The sequence below is a fragment of the Streptomyces luteoverticillatus genome, assembly GCF_003970715.1.
In the GTDB taxonomy this organism is placed as follows: Bacteria; Actinomycetota; Actinomycetes; order Streptomycetales; family Streptomycetaceae; genus Streptomyces; species Streptomyces abikoensis.
Genome location: NZ_CP034587.1, coordinates 2,497,611 through 2,523,671, shown reverse-complemented (window position 1 = coordinate 2,523,671; position 26,061 = coordinate 2,497,611). Strand labels below are relative to the sequence as shown.

The 26,061-nt window shown below is 74.3% G+C and carries 20 protein-coding genes; 4 read left to right on the top strand and 16 right to left on the bottom strand.

Annotated features, from left to right (window positions below; translation table 11 throughout):
* Nucleotides 1-25 precede the first annotated feature (25 nt).
* The 3 genes from EKH77_RS10810 to EKH77_RS10800 all read right to left on the bottom strand — a co-directional run bounded on the left by EKH77_RS10810 (nucleotide 26) and on the right by EKH77_RS10800 (nucleotide 5,069).
* Entirely contained in the window at nucleotides 26-1,357 is a 1,332-nt protein-coding gene (locus EKH77_RS10810) for a vWA domain-containing protein (protein ID WP_126914190.1), read from the bottom strand.
* 121 nt (nucleotides 1,358-1,478) lie between these two features.
* Nucleotides 1,479-2,639, bottom strand: a complete 1,161-nt coding sequence (locus tag EKH77_RS10805) for a PP2C family serine/threonine-protein phosphatase (protein WP_126914189.1) — start codon at nucleotides 2,637-2,639, stop codon at nucleotides 1,479-1,481.
* 3 nt (nucleotides 2,640-2,642) lie between these two features.
* Entirely contained in the window at nucleotides 2,643-5,069 is a 2,427-nt protein-coding gene (locus EKH77_RS10800; protein WP_430980986.1) for a tetratricopeptide repeat protein, read from the bottom strand.
* On the opposite strand from EKH77_RS10800, the gene EKH77_RS34740 reads away from it, so the two are divergent.
* On the top strand, nucleotides 5,056-5,376 hold the full coding sequence (locus tag EKH77_RS34740) for a hypothetical protein (protein WP_430980985.1): 321 nt from the start codon (nucleotides 5,056-5,058) through the stop codon (nucleotides 5,374-5,376). The genes EKH77_RS10800 and EKH77_RS34740 overlap by 14 nt on opposite strands.
* A gap of 30 nt (nucleotides 5,377-5,406) precedes the next feature.
* Here EKH77_RS34740 and EKH77_RS10795 read toward each other — a convergent pair whose 3' ends face one another.
* The 11 genes from EKH77_RS10795 to EKH77_RS10745 form a co-directional block, all read right to left on the bottom strand.
* On the bottom strand, nucleotides 5,407-6,729 hold the full coding sequence (locus EKH77_RS10795) for a hypothetical protein (RefSeq protein ID WP_126914187.1): 1,323 nt from the start codon (nucleotides 6,727-6,729) through the stop codon (nucleotides 5,407-5,409).
* A 69-nt stretch (nucleotides 6,730-6,798) separates the two neighbouring features.
* Nucleotides 6,799-7,764, bottom strand: a complete 966-nt coding sequence (locus tag EKH77_RS10790) for a glutamate ABC transporter substrate-binding protein (RefSeq protein ID WP_126914186.1) — start codon at nucleotides 7,762-7,764, stop codon at nucleotides 6,799-6,801.
* A gap of 17 nt (nucleotides 7,765-7,781) precedes the next feature.
* Nucleotides 7,782-9,167: a hypothetical protein gene (locus EKH77_RS10785; RefSeq protein ID WP_206279839.1), complete on the bottom strand. Its 1,386-nt coding sequence runs from the start codon at nucleotides 9,165-9,167 to the stop codon at nucleotides 7,782-7,784.
* Between the two features lie 295 nt (nucleotides 9,168-9,462).
* Nucleotides 9,463-10,284: a tyrosinase MelC2 gene (melC2, locus tag EKH77_RS10780; RefSeq protein ID WP_126914185.1), complete on the bottom strand. Its 822-nt coding sequence runs from the start codon at nucleotides 10,282-10,284 to the stop codon at nucleotides 9,463-9,465.
* A 68-nt stretch (nucleotides 10,285-10,352) separates the two neighbouring features.
* Nucleotides 10,353-10,760: an apotyrosinase chaperone MelC1 gene (gene melC1 / locus EKH77_RS10775; protein WP_126914184.1), complete on the bottom strand. Its 408-nt coding sequence runs from the start codon at nucleotides 10,758-10,760 to the stop codon at nucleotides 10,353-10,355.
* Nucleotides 10,761-11,174: 414 nt separating this feature from the next.
* Nucleotides 11,175-12,179, bottom strand: a complete 1,005-nt coding sequence (locus EKH77_RS10770) for an N-acetylglucosamine kinase (RefSeq protein ID WP_126914183.1) — start codon at nucleotides 12,177-12,179, stop codon at nucleotides 11,175-11,177.
* Entirely contained in the window at nucleotides 12,170-13,423 is a 1,254-nt protein-coding gene (locus EKH77_RS10765) for a 6-phospho-beta-glucosidase (protein WP_126914182.1), read from the bottom strand. Before EKH77_RS10765 ends, EKH77_RS10770 begins: the two co-directional genes overlap by 10 nt.
* Complete coding sequence (locus EKH77_RS10760) at nucleotides 13,420-14,271, bottom strand: carbohydrate ABC transporter permease (RefSeq protein ID WP_126914181.1); 852 nt, start codon at nucleotides 14,269-14,271, stop codon at nucleotides 13,420-13,422. Before EKH77_RS10760 ends, EKH77_RS10765 begins: the two co-directional genes overlap by 4 nt.
* Nucleotides 14,268-15,227 (bottom strand): carbohydrate ABC transporter permease, encoded by a 960-nt coding sequence (locus EKH77_RS10755; protein ID WP_126914180.1) that lies wholly within the window; start codon nucleotides 15,225-15,227, stop codon nucleotides 14,268-14,270. The genes EKH77_RS10760 and EKH77_RS10755 overlap by 4 nt, the downstream gene beginning before the upstream one ends.
* Before the next feature lie 76 nt (nucleotides 15,228-15,303).
* Nucleotides 15,304-16,641, bottom strand: coding sequence for an ABC transporter substrate-binding protein (locus EKH77_RS10750; RefSeq protein WP_126914179.1), 1,338 nt, complete (start codon nucleotides 16,639-16,641; stop codon nucleotides 15,304-15,306).
* A 67-nt stretch (nucleotides 16,642-16,708) separates the two neighbouring features.
* Entirely contained in the window at nucleotides 16,709-17,863 is a 1,155-nt protein-coding gene (locus tag EKH77_RS10745; RefSeq protein WP_126914178.1) for an ROK family transcriptional regulator, read from the bottom strand.
* 227 nt (nucleotides 17,864-18,090) lie between these two features.
* Here EKH77_RS10745 and EKH77_RS10740 point away from each other — a divergent pair, with 227 nt between their 5' ends.
* Nucleotides 18,091-18,594, top strand: coding sequence for an FBP domain-containing protein (locus tag EKH77_RS10740; RefSeq protein ID WP_126914177.1), 504 nt, complete (start codon nucleotides 18,091-18,093; stop codon nucleotides 18,592-18,594).
* Nucleotides 18,595-18,690: 96 nt separating this feature from the next.
* Here the strand turns inward: EKH77_RS10740 and EKH77_RS10735 are convergent, their stop codons facing one another.
* On the bottom strand, nucleotides 18,691-19,770 hold the full coding sequence (locus EKH77_RS10735; RefSeq protein WP_126914176.1) for a mechanosensitive ion channel family protein: 1,080 nt from the start codon (nucleotides 19,768-19,770) through the stop codon (nucleotides 18,691-18,693).
* A 269-nt stretch (nucleotides 19,771-20,039) separates the two neighbouring features.
* On the opposite strand from EKH77_RS10735, the gene EKH77_RS10730 reads away from it, so the two are divergent.
* Nucleotides 20,040-20,576, top strand: a complete 537-nt coding sequence (locus EKH77_RS10730; RefSeq protein WP_126914175.1) for an HNH endonuclease — start codon at nucleotides 20,040-20,042, stop codon at nucleotides 20,574-20,576.
* Nucleotides 20,577-20,642: 66 nt separating this feature from the next.
* Here the strand turns inward: EKH77_RS10730 and EKH77_RS10725 are convergent, their stop codons facing one another.
* Nucleotides 20,643-23,705, bottom strand: a complete 3,063-nt coding sequence (locus tag EKH77_RS10725; protein ID WP_126914174.1) for a beta-N-acetylglucosaminidase domain-containing protein — start codon at nucleotides 23,703-23,705, stop codon at nucleotides 20,643-20,645.
* 233 nt (nucleotides 23,706-23,938) lie between these two features.
* On the opposite strand from EKH77_RS10725, the gene malQ reads away from it, so the two are divergent.
* Nucleotides 23,939-26,002 (top strand): 4-alpha-glucanotransferase, encoded by a 2,064-nt coding sequence (gene malQ, locus EKH77_RS10720; protein WP_126914173.1) that lies wholly within the window; start codon nucleotides 23,939-23,941, stop codon nucleotides 26,000-26,002.
* Nucleotides 26,003-26,061: the final 59 nt, after the last annotated feature.

Here is a 26,061-nt window from a genome sequence, read left to right as displayed (position 1 = left end):
CCCCTCTGGCGGTTGCTTCTCGGCGCTACTTCTTGACGCGAACGGTCTTCGTGGAACGGGTTTCCAGCGTCATCTCGGCCTCCTCCGAGACCTTCGCCTTCAGCCGCACAGTACCGTTCGCCGCGTCCACGACGTCCACCACCTTCGCAAGGAGTTTCGCGGTGTCCGCGTGGCCGGAGCGGCTGGCCAGCTGGACGGCCCGGCCGAGCTTGGCGGTCGCCCCGTCCACGTCCCCCGCCTTGCGCAGGTCCAGGCCCTGCTGGATGGCCAGGGCCAGCTCGGCCTGGCCCGTGTAGTGGGCCACCTGGGGGCTGATGGCCGTCGACGCCTCCAGGTCGTCCGTCCACACCGCCCGGATCAGGCCCTGGCCCAGGACGTGCGGTGACGAGCCGTCGGGAGTGGGCAGCACCAGGGACACCCGGGCGGCCAGCATCTCCTGGCCCACATGGGCGCTCGGCACCCGGACGCAGACGTGGTAGTCGCGGGACTCGTCGCCCCACGCGCCCGTCGGGTAGTCGCCGGAGCGCGGCCCGGACTCCTGGCGGCGGTCCGTCAGCTCCTCCATGGTGGGCGCGACCTGCTTGACGAAGACCACCTCGGCACCCTGCGGCGTCCACAGCCGCAGCGAGACGTCCGCTACCTCCTTGCCCATGACCGTTTCCATCATCCGCGTGAAGTCCTCGGCCAGCCCGGCCGGGTCGGCGACGATGTCGGCGCTGCCCAGCAGCGCGGAGGCGATGCCCGTGACCTCCTTGACCTCCCAGTCCGTCCCCACGCCCCGCGCGTCACAGGTGAACCGGCCCGCGCACGCGTCCAGCGACGCCCGCAGCGCGTCCGGCTCCTCGTGCTCGTTGCGGCCGTCGGTGAGCAGGATGCCGTGACGTATCGCCGCGTCGGACGAGGACAGCAGCCGGTCGGCGAGGCGCAGCCAGGTGCCGATGGCGGTGCCGCCGCCCGGGCTGAGCTTGCGCAGCGCCTCCTTGGCCTGGCCGCGGGTCATGTCGTCGGCGATCGCGAGCCGCCCGCCGGCCGGGTATATCTCGCGCGCCTGGTGGGTGCCGCCCACCACGGCGAAGGCGACCCCGTCGCGCAGCGCGTCGACGGCGGCGGCCGTGGCCTCGCGGGCGCTGCGCATCTTGGCGGGCGGGTAGTCCATCGAGCCCGAGCAGTCGACCATGAGGACGACGGCGGCGTCCGGGACGCGGGGGCCGGGCACGACCGCGCCCGTGTCCGTGTCCGTGCCGGTGGAGGTCACCGTGACGATGGCGTTGACCTCCCGGCCCCCCTCCGGGAGATTGACGTTCTGGTACACGTCGACGGCGAACCCGGGCACGCCCGGTTTGGCGAAATGGGCCATCTGATCCGCTCCTTCGTACGTACTCCACGTGGTCGGCACGGGCGTAGCGGCGGGGCGGACGGACGGCGCGGCGCCGGAGCCCGGCACCGTGCGTGGATCCCCCCGTGGAAACCGCGGCGCGTCAGGCCGATCCTGCCCCTTCGGCCCGGGACGGGAACGGCACCACTGCCACTGTTACGTTGTCGTGGCCCCCTCCGTCCAGAGCGTGGGCCAGCAGACGGCGTGCGCACTCCAACGGCCGGGAGCGGGCGTCGGCGGGCACGACGGACGCCATCTCCTCGGCGGACTCGGCGTAGTTCCACAGCCCGTCGGTACAGACGATCACCACACCGGGGCGGTCGAGGTGGTACGAGGCGGTGTGCGGCTCGACCTCGTAGGCGTCCGCGCCGAGCCAGCCGGTGATGGCGTGGGCGCGCTCGTCGGCGTAGGCCTCCGCCTCCGACATCAGGCCCGCCGCCACCATCTGGGCGGCCCAGGAGTCGTCCTCGGTGAGCCGCGCGGGCTGCTTGGAGCGGTCGTCGGGCACCCAGTAGGCGCGGCTGTCGCCGACCCAGCCGACGGTCAGCAGGTCGCCGCTGACGACGGCGCTGACGATGGTGCAGGCGGGGGCGTTCTCATGGCGGTAGTGGCCGTGCTCGCGCGGCTCATGGGCGGGTGTGGTCAGGGCGGCCACGGCCTCGGCGGCGGCGACGACCGCCTCGTGCGTGGCCTCCTTGGGGGCGGTGCCCCGGGACAGGGCCGTCACCAGCGAGTCGTGGGCGGCCTCGACGGCGGCGGCCGACGCCTCGTCGGGGCGGGCCGCGGACGACACGCCGTCGCTGACGACCGCGACGACGGCAGGCGGCCGGCCGGGGAGTTCGGTGGTGGACACGGCGTACGCGTCCTCGTTGCGGTGGTGGCGCAGGCCGCGGTCGGTGACCGCCGCGACGCCTGCCGACTCGTGCTCCATGTGATCCCGTTCGCGCGGCTGTGCATGTCCGCAGTGTTCGCAGTACCCGTCGTTGTCGATCATGCCCGACCGGCAGGCCGCGCAGGGCCCGGAGGGGCCCGCGCCACGCGCCGGCTGCGCGGGGACGCCGGCGGCCGGCGGGGCGAGCCGGTAGTCGTCCGCCTCCCGCGCCACGGGCGTGTCAGGCCGCCGCCATCCCACCGCCCGTGGGTCGTCGGGCGCGGGCGGCACCGCCGAGAGGTCCACGCCGCAGCCTCCGCAGAAGTTGTCGGCGGGTTCCAGCGGCTCGTGACAGGCGGGGCACGCCGTCAGCTGTGGGGGCAGTTGCGACATCGATCACACCCATGTCCTGGGGCGGTAACGGTTGGCCCGTTCCACCAGTTCGATCCGTTCCTCACCGCGCTGGGCCAGCCGCGCGAGCACCCGGTACGAGCGTTCCAGCCCGAACCGCAGCTCCCGCTCGTCCAGCCCGCTGCCGAGCAGCACGGGCGGTCCGCCCGGGGGCGCGGGGGCGGCCCCCGGCGCGCCGCCCTCGCGGCCCGACAGCACCCAGTCCAGCGCGGTGCCGAGCACTTCCGTCGACAGCCGTTCGCGCCGCACCGCGTCCAGCCCGAGGTCCGTGAGGCCCGCCACCTGGCCGGCGGCGGCCCGCAGGTCGTCCAGCAGCGGTTCCGCGGCCGAGCGCCCCCGCAGCCGGGCCCGGACCGCCGCTACCCGGGCCGCCGTGCAGTGGATGGACGCCGCCGGCACGGACTCCAGGGCCCGTACCGCGCCCGCGCGGTCCCCGGCGGCCAGCCGCACCCGGGCCAGGGCGAACGCGGCCCCGACGAAGCCCGGGTCGGTCGCCCACACCAGGTGGTAGTACTCGGCGGCGTTGTCGAGCTGCCCGAGCACCTCCGCGCACAGCCCGAGGGCCAGCTTGGGCGTGGGCTCCCCGGGGAAGGCGTCGTAGACGGCGTCGAAGGACAGGGCCGCCGTGGTGTGGTCGCCGACGGCGAGGGCGTGGACGCCCCGGTGCCAGACGGTGCGCCAGTCGTCGGGGCTCGCGGCCTCCAGCGCGGCGAGCGCGTGGGACGCCTGCTCGTCCTCGCCGAGCTCCAGCTGGGCCCGCACCCGCCGCAGCCGCAGCTCCGGCGATTCGGTCGGCGCGGCCTGGAGCGCGGCGTACAGCTCGGCGGGCTGCGAGGCGATCAGCCCCGCGAGGAAGCCGGCGTTGGGGTCGGCCGGGTCGACGAGCGGAAACGGCAGCGCGAGCGCGGCGGCCCGCGCGTCGACCGGCCGCAACGCGGTGCCGCCGCCGGCGGGGGACACCGGGTAGGACGATCCCGGCGGAACGGCCGCGCCCGGCCGGCCCGTGGGGGCCGTGCCGGCGCCTGCCGGGCCGGTGGCCACGGCGGGTGTGACGACCGGGGCGGACCGCCCGGAGGGCCCGGCGCCGCCCGCCGCCGGGCCGGCCGTTCCCGCCGGCCCGGTGCCCGCGCCGCCGCGCGGCAGGCGAAGGCGCGGCCATCCGGTCCGCCGGGGCGCCGGGGCGCGGCCGCCCAGGGCGGACACGTCGCGGTCGCACTCCTCGAACAGGACCGTGTCCACCACCCGCGGCTCCGGGCCGAAGAGCGTGGACAGGGCGGGGCGCGGGGCGCCGGTCTGGAGGGCCACGACCTCCCTCAGCACGCCCGTCAGCTGCTCGGCCATCTCGTCGGCGGAGGCGAACCGCCGGGCCGGGTCCGGGTCGGTGGCCCGCACCAGCAGCCGGTAGAAGGACTCGTAGCGGGTGAAGACCTCGATGTGGTCCGGGGAGGGGAGGCTGTCCACGAAGACGTTCGTGTAGCCCTGGAAGTCGAAGGTGAGCACGGCGAGCGTGCGCGCCACCGTGTAGAGGTCGGAGGCGACCGACGCGCCCAGCTCGGCGATCTCGGGCGCCTGGTAGCCGATCGTGCCGTAGATGGGGCTGTCGTGGTCGTCCATCCGGCGCACCGCGCCCATGTCGATCAGCTTCAGCTGGTCCTGCTGCTGGATCGCGTTGTCGACCTTGAAGTCGCAGTACAGCAGATTGCGGCTGTGGAGGTGCCCCAGCGCCTCCAGCGCCTCGATGCCGTACGCGCACGCCTGCTCGACCGGCAGCGGGTCGCGGCGCCCGTCGGGGTGGCGGCGCTCGTTGGCGATCTCCTTGAGGGACTTGCCGCCGACGTACTCCATGACGATGTAGCCGTCGAGGCTGCCCGTGCGCTGGTCGAGGTGCTCGACGAAGTTGTAGATGCGGACGATGTTGGAGTGCTCGATCTCCGCGAGGAAGCGCCGCTCGGCGACGGCCGCCGCCAGCGCGTCCTCGTCACCGGTGTCGAGCAGGCCCTTGAGGACCACCCAGCGGTCGGCCACGGCCCGGTCGATGGCCAGGTAGATCCAGCCGAGCCCGCCGTGCGCGAGACAGCCCGCCACCTCGTACTGCCCGCGCACCACATCGCCGGGGCGCAGCTTCGGCACGAAGGAGTACGGGTGGCCGCACTTGGTGCAGTAGCCCTCCGTGCGCCCCGCCCGGTGGGGGCCCGAACGGCCCACGGGCGCGCCGCAGTCGCTGCGGCTGCAGAACCGCTTGCGCTCGGGCACCTCCGGGCGCTCCAGCACCGCCGCCCGGGGGTCGGGGCGCGGCACGCCCGGCATGGCGACCAGGCCCGCGCCCAGCTTGTTGCGGCCGGCGCCGGATCCGCCGGACTCCCGGCTGCGCACGGAGACGGACCGCGTCGCGACGCCCGTGCCCCCGTTCACCGAACGCGTCAGCCGCCCCGACACCGACCGGCGGGACCCCGACGACCGCGACGACGACCGCGACGACCGTGACGACGATCCCGCCGAAGACCCCGCCGACGACCCCGACGACGAGCGCGAGGACCCGGACGAGCCCGACGAGCCCGATGACTTCGACGAGCCCGACGACCCCGAACCGCCGGAGCCGCCCCGGCCGCCCGCGTGGGTGATCCCCGTGGCGGGCGAGGCGATCTGCCCGCCCGGCGATACGACGGGGGCGAGACCGCACGTGTCGCAGTACAGCTCGCCGTCGCCCACGTCTTCGTAGCGGCCGGCGCAGCCCGGGCGCTGGCACTCCTCACCGGTCATGCGTCCCCCCTGTGCCCGTCGGTTCCGAGGCGGCCGAGCCCCGTGGGGCCGGCGCCCCGGCCACGGCCCGCTGATAGCGCAGCACCGCCTGCTCGGCGGCGACGAGATCGCAGGGCGCGCTCCACAGCATGCGGCGCGCCACGTCGTACCGCTCCATGACGAGGCCGTCCTCCGCCAGGCCCAGCCGCGCCGCCTTGGCCTTGTACGCGTCGAGCCGGCCGCGCAGCTCGGCCCGTACGGCCAGCGGCGCCGTGACCGCCGTCAGCGACTCGCGGGCGCGCAGCAACTCCTCCTCGGCGTGCCGCTCCAGGCCCTCCAGGAGCGGGGAGAGCCGGTGCCACGCGGCGCGCCTGCGGTACTCGCCGGCCGTCTCCAGCTGCTCGTAGAGCACGGTCGGCGGCCCGGAGACCACGGGCACCTCATAGGCGGCGATCTTCGACAGGACCTCCATCCGGGCCCGGCGGGCCTCGCCCAGGGTGCGGTCGGCGCGCGAGAGGACGTCGCGCACGCGCATCAGCCGGCGCTCGGCGTCCTGGCGGACGTCGAGGACGGCCTCCACCTCCCGGCGCACGTCCTCCAGGGCGCGCTCGGCACGGTCGTAGCGGGCGGTGTCGGGGCGGCCGCCGGGCGCGGAGCTGGGCGGGGCGCCGGTCCAGAAGACGAGCGGATCGGATATCACCTCGGACCGCAGCGCGGCCAGTTCCATGGTGAGGCGCTCCAGGTCGTCGCCCGCCGGGTGCTCGCCCGGCAGGACGCCCACGGAGTGGGCGAGGGAGCGGACGCGCCCGAGCTCGGCGGCGAGCAGGTCGATCCGGGTGGGCAGCGCCGACCAGACGGCGTCGGCGATGACGAGCACGTCCAGGGCCTGGGCGTACCAGGAGTTCATCCGTTCGACGAGCTCCGTCAGGCTCAGCCGTTCGCTCAGCCTGGCCGCCACGCCCAGGGTCACCATGCCCGCCTGGGGCGGCCCGGCGGGCAGGGTGACGGCGGTGCCGCGCAGCAGGTCGGTCAGTTCGGACAGCTCGCCCGAGGTGGGCCAGCGGCGGCGGCCGCGCAGCTCACGCGCCGCCTCCAGGGCGTCGGTGTAGGCGTCGAAGTACACCCACAGCTGGGTGATGAGGAGCTCGGTGGACTCCCACCGGCTCCTGGTGACGCCGGTCAGCTCCGCGCCCTCCAGCAGCCGCCGCCCGGCGTGGTCCTGGAGGGCGAGCAGGGTGGACTCGACCGCCTCGTGCTCCGCGCCGAGCCGTGCCAGCGCACGGTCCACCTCCTCGCGGCTCAAGGCCGGCCCGGTGGGCCCCGCGACCACCATCGGTCCCCTCTCCTGTCCCGCGGCCGGTGCCGCGCGCGAACGGTGTGGTGCTTCGGTCCTTCCGTGCCGTCAGTCCCGGTACCGGGGCTCCGGCGGAGCGGTGATGCCCTGGAGGTCGGCCGCCAGCCACTTGCGGTACGCCAGCATCCAGGGGCTCGCCTCGCCGCCCCGGCGGTAGTCCTCCAGTACCGCGTTGACCCGGCGTACCAGGTCTTCGTCCTTGAGGTTCATCGCCACGCCGTAGGACTCGGTGGTGAACGGTTTGCCGACCAGTCGCACGGACGGGTCCTGGGCCGCCTGTCCGGCGGCCAGGGCGCTGTCGGTGATCACCGCGTCGACCTGTCCGAGCTGGAGCCGGACCAGGCAGTCGAGCTGGTTGGGGACGGTCAGCACGGACGCGCCGTGCGACTCGTTCTTCAGCTCGCTCTCGCCCGTGGATCCCTTGGCCGTACAGACTTTCTTCCCCTCCAGGGTGTCGTCGAACGCCGTGACCGGTGAGGCCTTGGGGGCCAGCACCTGCTGTCCGGCCTCGAAGTAGGCCGTGGAGAAGGCGACTTGCCGGGCCCGGTCGCAGTTGATCGTCATGGTGCGCGCGATGATGTCCACCTTGCCCTTTTCCAGGGCGGGTATGCGCTGGTTGGTGGGGATCGCCAGGAAGACGACCTTGCCGGGGTCGCCGAGGACGGCCTTGGCGATGGCGTGGACCAGGTCGATGTCGAAGCCGCTGAGCTCGCCGGTGGCGGGGTCGCGGTAGCCCCAGCGGTAGCTGTTCTGGTCGACGCCGGCGATGAGCCGGCCGCGCTCCTTGATGCGCCGGACGGCCGGGCCGTCGGCCGTCGAGGGCCGCAGGCTCGCCTCGGGGGCGACGCACGTCGCGGGCGCGCGCACGGCCGCCGCCGGCGCGGCCGCCGGGATCCGGGCCACGGGGCCGGTGGGGCGCGCCGCCGGCAGGACGGCCGCGCCCAGGGCGACGGCGAGCGTCCACACGCAGGCCGTCACCACGGCCCCGGCCCTGGTTCCGCGTCGTCCGCCCATCGCTCCGCCTCCCCGTCTCACCGGTACTCCGACAGCCTGCGGCCGATGCCGAGCACCGCGCCCGCGGCCCCGAGCACGGCCAGGACGGCGGCTCCGGCCGCCAGCCCCGTGAACGCGCCGCGCCCGTCCTCCGCCGCCCGGCGGAAGTCGTCCTCCTCGTGGGTGAGGGCCTGGCGCAGCGCGGTGTCCACCTGGTCGAACGATTCGCCGGTGCTGCCCCGGGCGCTGCCCTTCTCCCCGATCACCTTGGCGAGCGCCTGGCCGTAGTACCCGCCGACGTCGGCGGTGCGGGCCTCGCCGTGCCGCTGCTGCCACTGCTTGACGTCATGGATCGCCTCCAGCACCGGATCGCGCCCTTCCGAGCCGTCCGCGAGGGAGCGGGCCCGGCCGAGCAGGCTGTCGGGGGCGGGCTCGCCGGAGGCGGTGACGTCGCCGCCGATCAGCTTGCGCATGCCCGTGCGGTAGCTGGCCTCGTAGGCGTCGTCGCCCGACGCGGTGAGCACGGCGCCCCGGGCCACCAGGGTGAGGCTCTCGTCGCCCCGGGCCTGGAGCGAGGCGATCCGGGCCTCGCTGAGCACCTGGAGGGACTTGGCCCCGTTCTCGTAGGAGTCGGTCAGGTCCGCGCGGGCCACGGCGTGGCCGACGGTCAGCCACAGCAGGACCACCGCGCCGGCGGCGGTCCCGGCGAGGAGGCCGTGGTTGAACACCCGGTTGGTGCGCAGGAAGGCGCGACGCTGGGCCCAGCCGAGGGCGCCGAGGGCCACGACGCCCGTGGTGAGGGCCGTCCAGGGCCAGGACTTGGCGTCCGCGTAGTCGGAACGGAGGCGTCCGGTCTCGGCCTCGTAGAGGGCGCGGGCGGCCGGCAGCAGGTCCTCGCGCATCCGGTCGCTGGCGTAGCGCAGATAGGCGCCGCCCAGCGGCAGGCCCTGCCGGCCCGCCGCGCGGGCGGACTCCACCAGCCCGGTGTAGACGGGGAGTTGCTGATTGAGCCGGGCTATCTGCTCGCGGGCCGAGCTGGAGCCCCCGGTGTCGGCGGCGGCCTTCACCAGGAGCTCGGAGGCGACGCCGATGTCCTTCTCGTAGCGCCGGCGGACCGTGCGGGGCTCGTCCCGGCCGGCCAGGAAGCCGGCGGCGGCCGCCGTGTCGGCGTCGGCCAGGGAGCGGTAGATGTCGGCGGCGTCGGCGCTCAGTGGCTGGCTGCGGTCGATCACGGCGTCCGCCGCCGACGACCGGTCGGTGACCTGCCAGGCGGTGACGGCGCCGAAGGCGACCAGCAACGCGGCCAGGACCGCGCCGATGACCCTGAGTCTGCCGGGCTCCGTCGTGGCCGCGTCCGCGATCCGCTCCAGCCCCTCGCGCCACGCGGTGCGCCGCGTTCCCGGATCCGGCTGCGCTGGTGACACGTGACCTCCCCCTCGGTCGCCGCGGCCCGCTGTCCCCCGGGCGGCGGGGAACGGGTGCCAGGCCAGCAGTATGGCCGCAGGGACTGACAAACACACCGGTTGTGCATCGATCTTGCACGGGTCGTGAGCGTCGCCCGGGTGTCCGTTTCGGCCTTTCACCCCATTTCACGCGTGGGGCGTCTGTTCGGTTCCCGTGCGGACGGAGTACCCGGAAACGGGAACGCCGGGGGTGACGGGCGGTCGTGCCCGTCACCCCCGGCGTCTCGCGGCGCGTGCCCCACGAGCGGAGTGGCCGTCAGCGGTCGTACGTATAGAACTTCGTGTGGTCGAGCATGTCGGCCGGGGTCACGTTGTTCCACGGGCGCATCGTGTCCTTGAGGTCCACGACGTTGGTGGTGCCGCCGGTCGGCAGGTAGCCCGAGGTGGGGTGCATGCGCTGCCAGTCGGCCCACAGCTTGTCGATGAAGCAGTGGTGCAGCCAGAACACCGGGTCGTTGGGGGAGACGCCGGTGGCCATCTGGCCGCCCATCCACACGTGGACGCGGTTGTGGAGGTTGACGCCGCGCCAGCCCTCGAGGTGGTTGCGGAAGCCGTCGGAGGCGCTGTTCCAGGGGGCCATGTCATAGGTGGCCATGGCGAGCACGGAGTCGACCTCGGCGCGGGTGGGCAGCGCGCGGACGCTCGCGCCCATCTCCCGCTGGAGGTAGGGGCGGTCGTCGGCCGAGACGTTGATGTTCCACTGGCCGGTGGAGTACGCGAACGGGCCGGTGGTGACCTGCGCGTCGCGGCTGCGGCCGTTCCCGCCGAGGAAGTCGGCGGCGAATATGGAGGCCGTGACGGTGCGGTCGGCGGTCCAGTCCCAGTACGGGAGCGTCACCGAGGAATCGATTCTCTGGAGCTCCTGCTCGAACTGGATGAGGAAGCGGCGGTGCCAGGGCAGGAAGGACGGCGAACGGTGGCCGACGCGGTCGGTGTCGTCGCCGTCGCTCATGATGAACTCGTTGTGCGTACGCACGAATTCGTCGTACTTGCCGCTCTTCTTCAGCGCCAGCAGGGCGTTGACGAAGTTGCGCTTCTCCGTGGCCGTCAGGGTCGCCTGGTTCTTGCGCACTGCCATGGGGGTCTACGTCCTCTCGGTTCGGGGGACCGGCCGCGTCGGGCCGGACGGTCGGCAGTCGGCCGGGGTCAGCGGGTGGTGATCGGGACGAGCGAGGCGCCCTGGAGCTTGTCGACGGCGGCACGCGTCAGCGCCAGCGGGTCGGGATACGTCTGGTAGTGGTTGATCACGCTGATCCACGTACCGTCCGCGTTCCGCATGACGTGCAGTTCCTTGCCGTCGATCGTCACGGCGAAGCCGCCGTGGTGGGCCTCGTGGCCGGTCGTGACGGGCGTGCCGACGATGCGCCGGCCCTGGTAGACCTCGTCGAAGGGCTGGGGGCCGTGGGAGCCGTGACCGGAGTGGTCCATGCCCGTGTGGTCCATGGGCAGGGCGGCGCGCGTCGCCGCCATGGCGGCCGGAGCGGCGAGGGCCGCTCCGGCGACGGCTATCGCGGTGCCGCGCAGGACGACGCGGCGGGTGACGTTCTTCGACATACGTGTATCCCCCCTCGGGATCTGTGGGTCGGGAGCAGGGGCTGTCACGAATGCTCGGCAACGCCCTTTTGGGGCGAGTTGCGGCAGTTCTTTGTCGTATTTCGTGATCAATCCATGCGTGGCCGGATGTTTGCACGATCTTGAAGAGAGGGGGAAATGGTTGACCCGAATACGGACATTGGGTATATGAATGGTCAACCAGCGGTAGGGGAGGAATTTCTGGCCAATCCCGCTATTGACGCGGGTGTCAGGAAGTCCGCCGCCCCGGGGTGATCCCGCGCGAAGGATTTACGGCGGACCGCCTCCGCCGGTGACGTCTCTCACGGCGTGAACATGACGCGAACATGGCGCCGCGCCGTGGACTCCGGCCGGGAAGGCCGGAGTCCACGGCGCGGTTTCCGCCGATCTCGCGCGCTACGCGAAGTGCTCCCGCAGCCGCGCGTACGCGGCGGTGGGCGCCCCGAGGTGGTCCAGGGCCAGCAGCGCCGCCCCCAGCACGGGCGGCGCGGTCACCACACGGGGCACGGCCAGGGGCGCCCGTCCCGCCAGCCCCCGCATGACGCGCTCGTGGAGCAGCGGGTGACGGGCCGCCAGGACCCCGCCGCCCAGCACCACCGGCACCGCCGCGTCGAGCAGCCCCAGCCGGTCCAGGGCCGCCGAGGCCAGGGCGACCACCTCGTCGGCCTGCCGCGCCACGATCGCCCCGGCCACCGCGTCACCGGCGGCGGCCACCGCGAAGAGCACCGGCGCCAGTTCGTGCCGCCGCGCCCGCTCGATCCGCCCCAGATGGAGGGCCTCGATCAGCTCCGGCATCGTCGACAGCCCGAAGTGGGCGGGGAGTTCCCGCGCCAGCGCCGTCGCCTCGCCGCGCCCGTCCGCCGCCCGCGCCGCCCACCACACCGCCTCCTCGGCCAGGTGCGCCCCGCCGCCCCAGTCGCCCGAGATCCGCCCGACGGCGGCGAAGCGGGCGACCCGGCCCCCGGGCGCCAGCCCCGAGCAGTTGATGCCCGCCCCGCACACGACGGCGACGCCCGCCGGCTCGCCCTCGTCGGACAGCCCCGCGCGCAGCAGCGCGAAGGTGTCGTTGGCGACCCGGACGGGGGGATACCCCGCCGGGTCGCCCGCCGCCCGGTTCCGCCGGGCGATCGCCTCCGCCAGCTCCGCCTCCTCCACCGGGAAGTCGGCGTTGGCGAGACAGGCCGAGAAGAGGCGGACGTCCAGTGGAAGGGCGAGCTCCGCCGCCGCGTCGGACATCGCCTCGGCGACGGCCGACTGGAGGGTGTCCACGGCCTGCTCGACGCCCACCGCGTGCGGCCGGAAGCCCCCGCCCCGCGCCCGGCCGAACACCGTGCCGTCCGTACCGGTGACAACCACGTCGGTCTTACTGTTGCCGGCGTCGATCGCCACGATCACGCCCACGCCAGGTGCTCCCGGTTGTGGTGGAGGAGGGCGTCCGTCAGCTTCTCCGCCCGGTCGGCCTGGCCGACGAGCGGGTGGGCGAGGAGCGCCGCGAAGACCCGGTCCCGGCCGCCCTTGAGGGCCGCCTCCAGCGCCAGGTGCTCATAGGCCGTCACATGCGCGACGAGCCCGGCGAACAGCGGCTCCAGCGGCCGGACGGGCAGGGGGCGCGCCCCGGCCGCGTCCACCGCCGCCGGCACCTCGACGACGGCGTCGTCGGGGAGGAAGGGCAGCGTGCCGTTGTTGAGGGTGTTGACCACCTGGACGGGCCCGGTGCCGGTCAGCAGCGACGAGGTGAGCGCCACGGCGGCCTCGGAGTAGAACGCCCCGCCGCGCTTGGCCAGCAGCTCCGGCTTGTGGTCCAGCGCCGGGTCGGCGTACATCTCCAACAACGTCCGCTCCATCTCCGCGACCTCGGCCGCCCGCGAGGGCTTCTTCCGCAGCTCCTCGACGACCGCGTCGTGCTCGTAGAAGTAGCGCAGGTAGTACGAGGGGACGACGCCCAGCCGGTCCAGCAGCCGGCGCGGCATCCGCAGGTCCGCCGCGATCGCGTCGCCGTGCTCCGCGAGCAGCCCGGGCAGGACGTCCCGGCCGCCGACGCGCACCGCCCGCTCCCAGGTGAGGTGGTTCAGGCCGACGTGGTCCAGCTCGACCTCGCCGGGCGCCACCCCGAGCAGGGCGGCGAACTTCCGCTGGAAACCGATGGCCACGTTGCACAGCCCGACAGCGCGGTGCCCGGCGGTCAGCAGGGCGCGGGTGACGATTCCGACGGGGTTGGTGAAGTCCACGATCCAGGCGCCGGGGTTGCGGCGGCGCACCCGCTCGGCGATGTCGAGGACCACCGGGACCGTCCGCAGCGCCTTGGCGAGGCCGCCCGCGCCCGTGGTCTCCTGTCCCACGCAGCCGCACTCCAGCGGCCACGTCTCGTCCCGCTCGCGGGCCGCCTGGCCGCCGACGCGCAGCTGGAGCAGCACGGCGTCGGCGCCGTCGACGGCCGCGTCGAGGTCGTCGGTCCAGGTGACCCGGCCCGGGTGGCCCTGCGCGGCGAGGATGCGCCGCGCCAGGCGGCCGACCGGTTCCAGCCGCTCGGCGGCGGGGTCGACGAGGACGAGCTCCTCGACGGCGAGGACGTCGCGCAGCCGTGCGAATCCGTCGACGAGTTCGGGGGTGTAGGTGGAGCCGCCACCCACTACTGCGAGCTTCAACCCTTGACTCCTGTCAGTGTGACGCCTTCGACGAAGGCCTTCTGGGCGAAGAAGAAGACGGCGATGACCGGCGCCATGACCAGCAGGGTGGCGGCCATCGTCAGATTCCAGTTGACGCTGTGGGCGCTCTTGAAGGACTCCAGGCCGTAACTCAGCGTCCAGGCGCCCGGGTTCTGGGCGGCGTAGATCTGCGGCCCGAAATAATCGTTCCAGCAGGCGAAGAACTGAAACAGCGCGACCGCCGCGATGCCCGGCTTCGCCATCGGCGCGACGACGCGCAGCAGGGTGCGCAGCTCGCCGCAGCCGTCCAGTCGCGCGGCCTCCAGGTACTCGGCGGGGATGGTGAGCAGGAACTGCCGCAGCAGGAAGATCGAGTACGCGTCGCCGAACGCCAGCGGCACGATCAGCGGCCACAGTGTTCCCGACAGGTGCAGTTGCTGGGCCCACACCAGGTACATGGGGATGACGACGACCTGCGGCGGCAGCGTCATCGTGGCGATCACGAGGACGAGCGCGGTCCGCCGGCCCCGGAAGCGGAACCGCGCGAGCGCGTAGGCGACCGGGAGGGAGGAGCACACGGTGAACAGGGTGCCCAGACCGGCGTACAGCAGCGAGTTCCGCCACCAGGTGAGGAAGCCGGGGGTGCGGAAGACCTCCGCGTAGTTGGACCAGTGCCAGGAACGCGGCCACAGCTCGCCGCTCAGGGCCTGGTCGTCGCTCATCACGGAGGTGAGGAGGACGAAGACGAACGGCAGGGTGAAGAAGAGCGCCGCGGCGACGGCGAGAGTGTGCACGGCGATCCAGTGGAGGACGCGTCCTCTTCTCATGGGCCTGGTCCTCGTTCTCATGGCCGGTCCTCCGCCCCGAGCAGCCCGGCGCGGCCGCGCATCAGCAGCGAGGCGGCGGCCATGGCGATGGCGAACAGCACCAGGGAGAGCACGCACGCGGCGCCGGTGTTGAAGTTCTGGAAGCCGAGCGAGTAGACGAGCTGGGTCACGGTGAGCGTGGAGTGGTCCGGATAGCCGGGCTGGACGGTCGTGCCGGGGCCGACGCTGACGCCGGAGGCGAGCTTCCCGGCGACGAGCGCCTGGGTGTAGTACTGCATCGTCTGCACGACTCCCGTCACGACCGCGAACATCACCACCGGGGTGATCGCCGGCCAGGTGACATAGCGGAACGTCGCGATGGGCCCGGCGCCGTCGAGCTGGGCGGCCTCGTACCGCTCCTTGGGCACGTCCAGCAGGGCGGCCAGGAAGATGACCATCAGGTCGCCGATGCCCCACAGCGACAGCAGCACCAGCGAGGGCTTGGCCCAGTGAGGGTCGTTGAACCAGTCGGGGGCGGGGACGCCGAGGGCCGTGAGGGCGTCGTTCACCGGGCCGGTGCCCGGGTTGAGGAGGAAGACGAAGGCCACCGTCGCGGCCACGGGCGGGGCGAGGTAGGGCAGGTAGAAGGCGGTGCGGAAGAAGCCCGCGCCCGTCTTCACCTTGGTGACCAGCAGCCCGGTGCCCAGCCCGAAGACGACGCGCAGGGCCACCATGACCACGACCAGCCACAGCGTGTTCCACAGCGCCGGCCCGAACAGCGGCATCTGTGTGAACACGTACCTCCAGTTGCGCAGCCCCACGAAGGACGGGGGCTGGATCTGGTTGTAGCGCGTGAAGGAGAAGTAGACGGTGGCGGTCAGCGGATAGCCGAAGAAGACGGTGAAGCCGATCAGCCAGGGGGAGAGGAAGCCGAGGACGCGCAGGCGTTCCCGGGCGCGTCGGCGGCGTGGGCCGGGGGCGGTGGCGAGGTGTGCCATGACAGGGCCTTCGTCGGGTGGCGGGCGGCGTGGGCGGGTCGGCCGGCGGTCCGGTGGTCGGCCGGCGGTCCGGTGGTCAGCCGGCGGTCTGGCGGGTGTCGTCGTCGATCCGCCGGTCGAGGCGGCGCAGCCCCCGGTCCAGGTCGGGGACCCGGCCCGCCTCGCTGTCGTAGGCGAAGTCGCGCAGGGCGAGGATGTACATCCCGCCGTTGGCCGAGGGCGGCACGGAGACGCTGTGGGGGTCGCCGGCGATGCCGACGAAGGTGCGGAAGGCGGGGTCGGCGTCGAGCGCGGGGGAGGCGAGCGCCGCCTTGGTGGAGGGCACGTTGTGGATGGCGTTCGCGAAGGCGACGACCTGATCGGTGTCGGTCGTCAGGAATCGCACCAGCTCCCAGGCCGCGTTCTGGTGCCGGCTGCTGTGGGCGATGCCGACGACCGTGCCGGTGAGGCAGCCGCGCCCGTAGGCGTCGGCCTGGTCGTCGGGTACGGGCAGCGGGGCCGTGCCCCAGCGGAAGTCCGTGCCGGTCTCCTTGAGCATCCGGCCGCGCCACTCACCGTCCAGGAGCATGGCGACCTTCCCCGTGCGGAAGGCGTTCTGGGAGGACATCTCCTCGCCGAAGGTGGTGCGGTGGCGCTCCAGCGGGCCGTATCCGCCGAGGGCGGTGACCAGGTCCCGCTGGAAGCCGAGGAATCGTTTCGTCGAGGGCTCCCGGGCGAGCCGGGACGTCCCGTCGGCGTCGAACCAGGTGGGCGCCCACTGGGCGAAGAGCCGCTCCGGGCTGTTCTCGTAGAACCGGAAGCCGGGCATGAAACCGAGCTGTTCGTACGAGCCCCCGGCGGTCCGCCGGGTGAGCTTGCGGGCCGCCTCCGCGAACTCCGACATCGTGCGCGGCGGCCGGGTGATGCCGGCCTTCTCGAAGGCGTCCCGGTTGTAGTAGAGGCCGTAGGCGTCGGCGAGCAGCGGGAGGGCGCACTGCGTGCCCCGGTAGGAGCTGTAGTCGAGGAGGGGTTTCGGGAAGACCGCCGCCTTGTCCACGCCGGACTTCCGCAGGAAGGGATCGAGGTCGGCCCACATCCCCGAGGAGCAGTACTGGCCGACGTTGTCGGTGGTGAAGGACGACACCACGTCGGGTGTGGCACCCCCGCCCGCCCGCAGGGCCTGGTTGACGGTCTCGTCCGTGACGTTCCCGGTCGTCATCACCCGGATGTTGGGGTGCCGCCGCTCGAACCGGGCGATCGCGGCGTCGACGGCCGCGACCTCGCTCCGCTGCGACCAGCCGTGCCAGAACCGGAGGGTCACCGGGCGGGTCGGGTCGTCCTCGGCGCTGCCCACGGCGGGGCGGGCGCAGCCGGAGAGGAGCAACCCGGCGGTCGTGAGGAGAAGGACGAGCGTGCGGTGTCGTAATCGCTGCATGACGGAGCTTCCTTGGCGGCGGTGGACGGGGGTGTCGCGCGGTGGGGGGAAGCCGGGGGATCAGGGATCAGGCGGTGTCGAAGACGTCGTTCCGGACGTCGGTGAGGGCGGTGCGCAGGGCGCCGATGAGGATGGCGGAGCCCGTCACCTCGCTCAGCCGCAGCCGGGGCCGGGGCAGGGCGAGCCCGGTCAGCCCGGCCTCGACCACCGCGCGGAGCCGCTCGCCGCCGGCCCGGCAGACCACGCCCGAGAGCACGATCAGCTCCGGGTCGACGACGGCGACGACCGCCGCGAGGCCGGTGGCGACGCGCGAGCCCAGCTCGGCGAGGAAGGCGTCGGCGGCCGGGCCGGGGGTGCGCGCCGCGTGTTCGAGCGCCTCGGGGCCCGTGGGGGCGCCGAAGCCGTGCTCGCGCGCCAGCCGGGCCACGGCCGGGATGCCCACGAGCGTCTCGAAGCCGCCCCCGCCGTCCGGGGCGTGCCGGGCCTCGCCCCGGGCGAGCGGGGCGTCGGGCAGGGGCATGTAGCCGATCTCGCCGGCGCCGCCGGTCGCCCCGCGCAGCAGCCGGCCGCCGAGGACGATGGCCGCGCCGACGCCCTCGTCGATCCAGACCAGGACGTAGTCGTCGGTGTCGCGCGCGGCGCCGGTGTGGCGCTCGGCGACGGCGGCGAGGTTGACGTCGTTCTCGATGACGACCGGGGTGCCGATGACCTCGGCGAGCTCGGCGCGCAGGGTGCGCGAGTGCCAGCCGGGCAGGTGGGGGGCGTAGCGCAGGGTGCCGGTGTTCGGGTCGACGGCGCCGGGGGTGCCGATGACCGTGCGGTGGAGGGCCTCGTGGCCGAGGCCACAGGCGGCCAGCGCGCCGTCCACGGCGGCGGCCACCAGGTGGGCGGTGCGGCCCGGCGTGCCCTCGTCCGTGACATCGGCCTCGACGCGGTGCTCGCCGAGCACGGTGCCCGTGATGTCCGCGACGGCGGCCGAGATGCCTTCCTTGTCGACGGCGAGGCCGGCCACGTGGGCGACCGAGGGGTTCACCTCGTAGAGCTGGGCGTTGGGTCCGGGGCGGCCGGTGACGTTGCCGACGGCGCGCACGAGCCCGCCGGCCTCCAGCCGGGCGAGCAGCTGGGAGGCGGTGGGCTTGGACAGCCCGGTGAGCTCGCCGAGGCGGGTGCGGGTCAGGGGGCCGTGGCTGATCAGCAGGTCCAGCGCGGCGCGGTCGTTCATCGCCCGCAGGACACGGGGTGTCCCGGGGATTCCGGTTCCGGCCATCGTCTGTGGTCCCCCGCCCTCGAGGTGCCCCTCGACAGTCTGTAAAGAAACTTTCCTATCGTTTGCCCAGGACGTTAGGCGCAGGTCAGCGCACCGTCAAGGAGTCCGGAGCAGCGGAATCGGTTCCTCCGAGGCAAAAATAACGCGACATGGCGGCATGCCCGCCGGTAGGTTCCCGACGCATGGAACCACTGGGCGACAGCGAGATACGCGCCTCTTTCGTCAACTGCTCGAAGGGCGAGGCCCGCAGGATGAGCCTGCCCCGGGAGCTCGACGGGCTCCCCTGGGCCGACCTGGACTTCCTGGGCTGGCGGGACCCGGGCGCCCCGGACCGGGGCTATCTCGTGACGGAACGGGCCGGTGAGCTGGTGGGCGTCACCCTGCGGGTGCCGCAGGGCGGGCCCCGGGCGCTGACCAAGACCACCATGTGCTCGCTGTGCCTGACCGCCCACGGCGGTTCGGGCGTCTCCCTGCTGGCCGCCCGCAAGGTCGGGGCCTCCGGCCGCGACGGCAACACGGTCGGCGCCTATATGTGCGCGGACCTGGCCTGCTCGCTGTACGTGCGGGGGAAGAAGACACCGCTGATGTCCATGCGCTACAAGGAGTCCCTCTCCGTCGAGGAGCGCCTGGACCGGCTGCGCGGCAACCTCGACGAGTTCGTGGACAAGGTCCTGCGGGAGGGCTGACACCCCCAGGACCCCTCAGGCCGGAAGCCAAGGGCCCCCTCGCCACATCGGCGGCGAGGGGGCCCTCTCCCGTATCGGGGGTGCGTATCGGGGGTGCTACGGCTTGCCGAGCGTCACGCCCGGCGGCGCCGGCGGTATCGGCGCCGTGGCCAGCGACTGCGGGGAGGTGGGGCTGGCCAGGGCGGACGGGGCGGCGACGGTCGCCGCCGGGTCCGCCGCGGCCGCCGTCCGCAGCTCCTGCTCGTGCGGCTGGCCGACGACGGGTATGCCCTCGGCGTCCAGGGCGCGCTTGATGCGCCAGCGCAGCTCGCGCTCCACGGAGAGCGCCTTGCCCGGCACGGTCTTGGCGGACACGCGGACGACCACCGAGTCGAGGTAGACCGCGTTCAGGCCCAGCACCTCGACGGGCTCCCACAGCCGTTCGGTCCACGGCTCGGCCTTCTGCATCTCCTCGCCCGTGCGCTCGATCACCGCGCGCACCCGGTCCAGGTCCTCGTCCGAGCGCACCTGGACGTCGACGCCCGCGGTCGCCCAGCCCTGGCTGAGGTTGCCGATCCGCTTGACCTCGCCGTTGCGGACGTACCAGATCTCGCCGTCGGCGCCGCGCAGCTTGGTCACGCGCAGCCCGACCTCGATGACGGTGCCCTTGGCGACGCCCGCGTCGACCTCGTCGCCGACGCCGTACTGGTCCTCGAGGATCATGAAGACGCCCGAGAGGAAGTCGGTCACGAGATTCCGGGCGCCGAAACCGATGGCCACACCGGCCACACCGGCGCTGGCCAGCAGCGGAGCCAGGTTGATCTTGAGCACGGAGAGCACGGTCAGGGCCGCCGTGCCCATGATCAGGAACGAGGCGACGCTCCGCAGCACCGAGCCGATGGCCTCCGAGCGCTGGCGCCGCCGCTCGGCGTTGACCAGCAGGCTGCCCAGAGCGGTGCCGTCGACGGCCTGGGCGGTGCGGTTCATCCGCGCTATCAGCTTGGTGATGCCCCGGCGGATCAGGGAGCGCATGGCCACCGCGATCACGATGATCAGCACGATCCGCAGGCCGTTGGTCAGCCAGACGGACCAGTTCTGCTCGACCCAGCCCGCGGCGTCGTTCGCCGTGCGTTGGGCCTCGTCCAGTGACACCGGGCGGGGTGTCGCGTCTGTGGCCAGAACAGCGGACCGGAACACAGCAGAAATCCTCCGATAGGGGACGTCGCCCGCGGCGAGGAGTGGTGCGGGCCGATTCACCACACTAACGGGGCAGACGGAATGCTCCGTTGTTGTGTTCGAGATGGGGCAGGTCTTGCGCGTGCGTGGCCGTGATTGTCCTGGGTGTGCTCCAAAACACCTGAGACCCGTTACCCGATGATGGTGGCGCTCGTGGCGGGGACCAGGGGACACTTGCAGGAGATCGTCCCGGCGCGAGCCACGCGCCGCCGGCGTACAAGGAGGCACCCGTGCCGCATGTCCTGGTCCTCAACGCGTCGTACGAGCCGCTCGGCGTCGTACCGCTCCGCCGCGCGCTCATACTCGTCCTCAATGAGAAGGCCGTCAGCCTCGAGGACACCGGCGCCTTTCTGCACAGCGCGACCTGCACCATCCCCGCACCCAGCGTCGTCCGCCTGAAGCGCTTCGTGCGGGTGCCCTTTCGGGGCCCCGTCCCGCTCACCCGCCGTGCCCTCTTCGCCCGGGACGGCGGACGCTGCGCGTACTGCGGTGGCGTCGCAACCAGCGTCGACCACGTCGTCCCGCGCAGCCGAGGCGGCCAGCACAACTGGGAGAACGTGGTGGCGGCCTGCCGCCGCTGCAACCACGTCAAGGCCGACCGGCACGTGTGGGAGCTGGGCTGGCGGCTGCGCCACCAGCCCGCGCCGCCGTCCGGCCTGGCGTGGCGGATCATCGGCACGGGCCATAGGGACCCGCGCTGGCTTCCCTATCTGGAGGCATACGGCGCGGAGGACGCGATGGCCCGGATCGACGGCATTTCCGCCTGAGACCACCGGGCCGTCGTCGTTTCCGGGCATGGGCGGGCGGCGCCGGGCAGGGCCCGGCGCCGCCGCTCAGGAGCCCTTGGCGGCCTGCACGGCGTAGGCCTCCACCTCCCACAGCGAATAGCCGAAGCGGGTGGCCCGCTTCTCGCCCTGGACGCGCACGAACCGCGCGTCCGGCGCGTCCATGCGCACCGACTCCACGCCGCCCTTGCCGTCGGTGACCACCGCCGCGTCCCGCCAGGTGCGGCCGTCCGGCGAGACCTGGACGCGGTAGCGGACGGGGTGGGCGTCCTGCCAGTGGAGCACCAGCCGGCCCAGCCGGACGGGCCGGGCCAGCTCCAGCTGCCACCAGGCGGCGTCGGTGTGCGGGGACGACCAGCGGGTGCGCGGGTCGCCGTCGATCGCGGCCGAGGCCGGGAAGGCGGCCGTCTCGTCGCCGGAGGACGTCGCCCGGGCGCCGCGCGCCAGGTCCGGGCCGCCGGTCGGCGGATACGCCCGGACGGTCACCGTCTTCTCCTGCCCGGCCAGCCGGACGGGCACCGTGAACGTCCCGGCGGGCGCCCCCGCCGGCACCGACAGCTCGATCCGGGCCGTGGTCACGCCCCCGCGCACGGCGGTGAGCTCGGCCGGGGCCTTGACGTTCACGCCCGTCGGCGCGGCCACGGTGAGCCGCTCCTTGATGGCCTCCGGCCGCTGATTGATCACGCGGAGCTCGACGACCGCCGGCCGCCCGCCGATCTCCGCGTCCGTGTCGCCGCCCGTCAGCTCGACGGTCGCGGTGGGGCTGTCGGCGAACCACGGGGTGAGCTCGTGCACCGCGGGCGGCGTGGCGCCGCCGTCCCACACCACGCGCAGCGCGTCGGCCTTGACGCCCTTGCCCGGCAGCTGGGTCCAGCCGCCGTCCGCGACCCGGCCCAGCGGCTGCCAGCCCCGGGCCGGATCATGGGCCTCCACCACGCCGCCCGCCCCGGGCGAGGGCTGGGTGAGCAGGGTGACCACCGTCAGCGGACGCGGCTGGGGCAGTCGCACGGACAGCGGGACGCCCGGCTTGGGGGTCACGGCCGTGGCCGGGTCGCCGTCGGTGGCCGCGCCCGCCGTGCGCAGCGGCCGGTCGACGCCGGTCCAGCCGTTGGCCCGGGCCAGGGCCGTCTCGAGGAACGGCAGCAGCACGCCCTTGCCGACGGTCGCCCGCTCCTTGGTGATCGTCCCGCGCAGCCGCTGGACGTCCAGCTGGGCCTGCCAGGCCGCCGCGCCGTCGCCCCGCGCCTGCGCGGTGATCATGTCCACGGCCCGCCCGCCCGCCTCGCCGTGCCGGCCCAGCTGGTCCAGCCACGGCCGGATCTCGGCGCCGAGCAGCGGGGCGAGCCGCGCGGGGGCGTCGGCCATGGTGCGGAAGGCCGCCTTCAGCCGGTCGGCGGCCTCCGTCAGCCTTCCCGCGTCGGCCGTGCCCTGGGCGTCCCAGAAGGCGTCCAGCAGCGGGCGCAGATACGCCGACTCCTCGCCGCCGAGCACCGAGGACGCGTCGTTCGCGGCGAGCGCCCGCAGGGCCTCGCGCGTCGCCGCGTCGCCCTGCTCCCCGCCCGCGAGGTCGTCCACGGCCGCCCGCCAGGACTCGTCGGGCCGGTAGCCGCGCGGGTTCCACGCGAAATCGGCGGCGGTGAACAGCGGGATGCGCGAAGCGACGGGCTGCGCCGCCGCGTTGGCCAGCAGCGCGACGGAGCCCGCGGCCACGGCCGGCTCGCGGCCGGTGTACGGGCCGAGGAAGATACGGTCCTGCGCGAAGTCGTTGACCGGGTAGTTGTCCATGGTCATCAACGGGTGCCCCAACGCCGCCCGGGCGTCGGCCAGTTCACCGCCGGTGATGGTCTTCGGCACCACCCCGACCCCCGTCCAGGCCACCTCCACCCGGCGGTCCAGCGCGTCGGCCAGCGCGCGCCGGAAGTCGGTGCGCCCGTCCTGGTAGTACTCGGTCGGCAGCAGCGACAGCGGGGCCGCCTCCGAGCCCTTGGCCGCCAGGTGCTTCGCCAGCTCTCCCGCGACCTTCGCCTGCGCCTTCGCGGCCGCCTTCGGACCGGAGCCGAACGCGTCCGCGTCCGCGTCGCAGTGCCACTCGCTGTAGCTGACGTCCTGGAACTGCAGCTGGAAGGCGCGCACCCCCAGGGCCCACATCGCGTCGACCTTGCGCTTGAGCGCCCGCATGTCCGAGGCCGACGAGAAGCACATCTCCTGCCCCGGCGCGACCGCCCAGCCCAGCGTCACGTGGTTGCGGCGGGCCCGCTCGGCCAGCTCCCGGAACTCCGCGCGCCGCTCGGCGGGGTAGGGGGCGCGCCAGCGGGCCGTGCGGTAGGGGTCGTCGCCGGGCGCGTAGAGATAGCGGTTCTGCTTGGTGCGGCCCAGGAAGTCCAGCTGCGCCAGCCGCTGCTGGTGCGACCAGGGCTGCCCGTAGAACCCCTCCGTCAGCCCGCGCACCGCCGTGCCCGGCCAGTCGCGGATCACGGCCCCCGCGAACGCGCGGCCCCCGTCGTGCGCCACGGCCAGCTGCCGCAGCGTCTGCGCCGCGTGGAAGAGCCCGTCCTCGCCCACGCCCGCCAGCGCCACCACAGGCCGGCCGTCCACCTGCCCGGTGGCCAGCCGGTAGCCGCCCATCGACAGGTCGCCGACCGGCTGGGCGCCCAGCGCGCGCAGCGCGGCCTCGGCCGCCTGCCCGCCGGCGTAGACGATCAGGCCGCCGGCCGGCGGGGTGCCGCCCGGCTGCGCGTCCACGACCGTCCGGGCGCCCTGGGCGCGCAGCACGTCGCGGAGCGCCTCCAGGGCGTACTGGTCGGTGCCCTGATCGGCCATCAGCGTGACCTCGTCGCCCACCCGCGCGTAGCCGTCCAGGGCCCGCGCCGACTGGGGGCGCGGCCACACGGGCGGCAGGGCCCCGGCGCTCTCCCGGTCCGAGCCGGGTGAACCGGCGGCGGACGACGCGGCGTCACCCGGCAGGGGGTCGGCCACGGCGTCCCCGGTCCCGCCGAGCAGTCCGCCGAGGAGCGCGGCCGCCAGCACCGTGACCCCGGCCCGGCGCGGTCCGGGGCGCCCCAGGCGCCCCGTGCCCACGGCCCGGCCGGTCCGCTCGCTTCCGTGGGGCATGGTTCTTCTCCTCCGGACGCGTTGCGGGACGAAGTGCGGGACCCGGGTGCGGGACCAAGGTGCGGGGCGGTGCCCCGGAAAAGCCGCCACGAGCCCATCACCAGCGCTGATGGCATGTCAACGCAGGTGACCGAACTGCCGGTAATGCCCGGCGGGATGTACGGATGTGTCGTCCGCCGCGCGGAGTGGGTAGGCAGCAGGAGCAGTCGGCGGCGGCGACCACGGAGGTCCGGATGGACAGAGCACGCCTCGCCGAGCTGCACGGCGTCGCCACGTCCTACGAGCCCGCGCCCGGCAGCGTCGTCCGCGTCCCCGAGGACACGCTCGTCGCCGTCCTCGCCGCGCTGGGCGTCGACGCCTCCACGCCCAGGGCCGTCCGGGACGCCCTGGCGGCCCGCGAGCAGGCCGAGCGCGGCAGGCTGCTGCCCCCGGCCGTCGTCCTGCGTGGCCACGCGGGCGGCCCGCCGCCGCTCCCCGAGGGCACGGCCCTGAGCGTCGAGACGGAGGACGGCGCCACACTCCCCTGGAACGCTGAGCCCCTTCCGTACGGCGGGCACGTCCTGCGTGCCCGGACCCCCGACGGGCGGTCCGCGAGCGCGCCGCTGATCGTCGCGCCCGAGCGGCTGCCCGCGCCCCCGGAGCGCGGCCACGGCTTCCTCGTCCAGCTCTACTCCCTGCTGTCCGCCCGCTCCTGGGGCATGGGCGACCTCGGCGATCTCGCCGACCTCGCCGCCTGGGCCGGCCGCTCCGCCGGCTCCGACTTCCTCCAGATCAACCCCCTCCACGCGGCCGTCCCCGGACCGCCCACCGACCCCTCGCCCTACCGCCCCTCCTCCCGCCGCTTCCCCGACCCCGTCCATCTGCGCGTCGAGGAGATCCCCGAGTTCGCCTACCTGACCGGGGCGGCGCGCGAGGAGGTGGAGGCGCTGCTCGCCCGCGCCGCCGTCCTCCGTGAGGCCGTCCTGCGTCACGACGCGCTGATCGACCGCGACGCCGTCTGGGAGCTCAAGCGCCGGGCGCTGGAGCTGCTGCGGGCCGTCCCCGCCCCGCCCGGCCGCCGGGCCGCCTACGCCGCCTTCCTCGCCGAGGGCGGCCAGGCCCTCGACGACCACTCCACCTGGTGCGCCCTCGCCGAGGCGCACGGCCCCGACTGGCGGTCCTGGCCCGCCGGCCTGCGCGACCCCCGCTCCGCCCGCACCGCCCGCGCCCGCGGCGAGCTGCTGGACCGCGTCGACTTCCACTGCTGGCTCGCCTGGCTCACCGACGGGCAGCTGGCCGCCGCCCAGCGGGCCGCCCGCGAGGCGGGCATGCGCGTCGGCCTCGTCCACGACCTGGCCGTCGGCGTCCACCCCTCCGGCGCCGACGCCTGGGCCCAGCAGGACGCCTTCGCCGCCGGGATGTCCATCGGCGCGCCCCCCGACGCCTTCAGCCCCCACGGCCAGGACTGGGGCCTGCCGCCCTGGCGCCCCGACGCCCTCGCCGCCACCGGCTACGCCCCCTACCGCGATCTGCTGCGCGGGCTGCTGCGGCACGCGGGGGCGCTGCGCGTCGACCATGTGATGGGCCTGTTCCGGCTCTGGTGGGTGCCCCGGGGCCACGAGCCCCGGCGCGGCGCCTACGTGCGCTACGACGCCGAGGCGATGCTGGGCGTCCTCGCCCTGGAGGCGCACCGCGCGGGAGCCGCCGTCATCGGCGAGGACCTGGGCACCGTCGAGCCCGGCGTCCGCGAGGCACTGGCCGAGCGCGGGGTGCTCGGCACGTCGGTGCTCTGGTTCGAGCGGGACTACGAGAACGCCGCGAGTGGCGAGGCGGATCCCGAGCCCCTGCCCCCGGAGCGCTGGCGCGAGGCCTGCCTGGCCACCGCCACCACCCACGACCTGCCCAGCACCGCCGCCCGGCTGACCGGCGACCACGTGGCGCTGCGGCACCGGCTCGGGCTGCTCACCCGGCCGCTCGCCGTCGAGCAGCGCGAGGACGCCGCGGACGTCGCCCGCTGGCTGGCCGCCCTCGGCCGGCTGGGCCTGCTGCCGGAAGGGCCCGGCGACGAGGAGGCGGCGGTCCTGGCCGTCCACCGCTTCCTGCTGCGCACCCCGGCCCGGCTGGTCGGCATATGGCTGCCGGACGCGGTCGGGGACCGCCGCCCGCAGAATCTGCCGGGCACCTGGGACCAGTACCCGAACTGGCGGCTGCCCGTGGCCGACGCCTCGGGCCGGCCGCTGTCGCTGGAGGAGCTGGTGGCCTCGCCCCGGCTCCAGGCCCTGGTGGACGAGGTGCGGTGGTGGGGCGGACGCTCATAGGCCACCCCGGGCGCCCATAGGCCACCCCGGGCGCGCGGCGCTCACGCCGGTCCGATAAT

What these genes read in the sequence shown, in the direction of transcription:
- EKH77_RS10795 (WP_126914187.1), bottom strand. Translation starts at nt 6,729, where the DNA reads ATGGTGGTCGCGGGGCCCACCGGGCCGGCCTTGAGCCGCGAGGAGGTG.
- EKH77_RS10810 (WP_126914190.1), bottom strand. Translation starts at nt 1,357, where the DNA reads ATGGCCCATTTCGCCAAACCGGGCGTGCCCGGGTTCGCCGTCGACGTG.
- melC2 (WP_126914185.1), bottom strand. Translation starts at nt 10,284, where the DNA reads ATGGCAGTGCGCAAGAACCAGGCGACCCTGACGGCCACGGAGAAGCGC.
- EKH77_RS10805 (WP_126914189.1), bottom strand. Translation starts at nt 2,639, where the DNA reads ATGTCGCAACTGCCCCCACAGCTGACGGCGTGCCCCGCCTGTCACGAG.
- EKH77_RS10725 (WP_126914174.1), bottom strand. Translation starts at nt 23,705, where the DNA reads ATGCCCCACGGAAGCGAGCGGACCGGCCGGGCCGTGGGCACGGGGCGC.
- EKH77_RS10745 (WP_126914178.1), bottom strand. Translation starts at nt 17,863, where the DNA reads ATGAACGACCGCGCCGCGCTGGACCTGCTGATCAGCCACGGCCCCCTG.
- EKH77_RS10755 (WP_126914180.1), bottom strand. Translation starts at nt 15,227, where the DNA reads ATGGCACACCTCGCCACCGCCCCCGGCCCACGCCGCCGACGCGCCCGG.
- EKH77_RS10750 (WP_126914179.1), bottom strand. Translation starts at nt 16,641, where the DNA reads ATGCAGCGATTACGACACCGCACGCTCGTCCTTCTCCTCACGACCGCC.
- EKH77_RS10740 (WP_126914177.1), top strand. Translation starts at nt 18,091, where the DNA reads ATGGAACCACTGGGCGACAGCGAGATACGCGCCTCTTTCGTCAACTGC.
- melC1 (WP_126914184.1), bottom strand. Translation starts at nt 10,760, where the DNA reads ATGTCGAAGAACGTCACCCGCCGCGTCGTCCTGCGCGGCACCGCGATA.
- malQ (WP_126914173.1), top strand. Translation starts at nt 23,939, where the DNA reads ATGGACAGAGCACGCCTCGCCGAGCTGCACGGCGTCGCCACGTCCTAC.
- EKH77_RS10790 (WP_126914186.1), bottom strand. Translation starts at nt 7,764, where the DNA reads ATGGGCGGACGACGCGGAACCAGGGCCGGGGCCGTGGTGACGGCCTGC.
- EKH77_RS10760 (WP_126914181.1), bottom strand. Translation starts at nt 14,271, where the DNA reads ATGAGAACGAGGACCAGGCCCATGAGAAGAGGACGCGTCCTCCACTGG.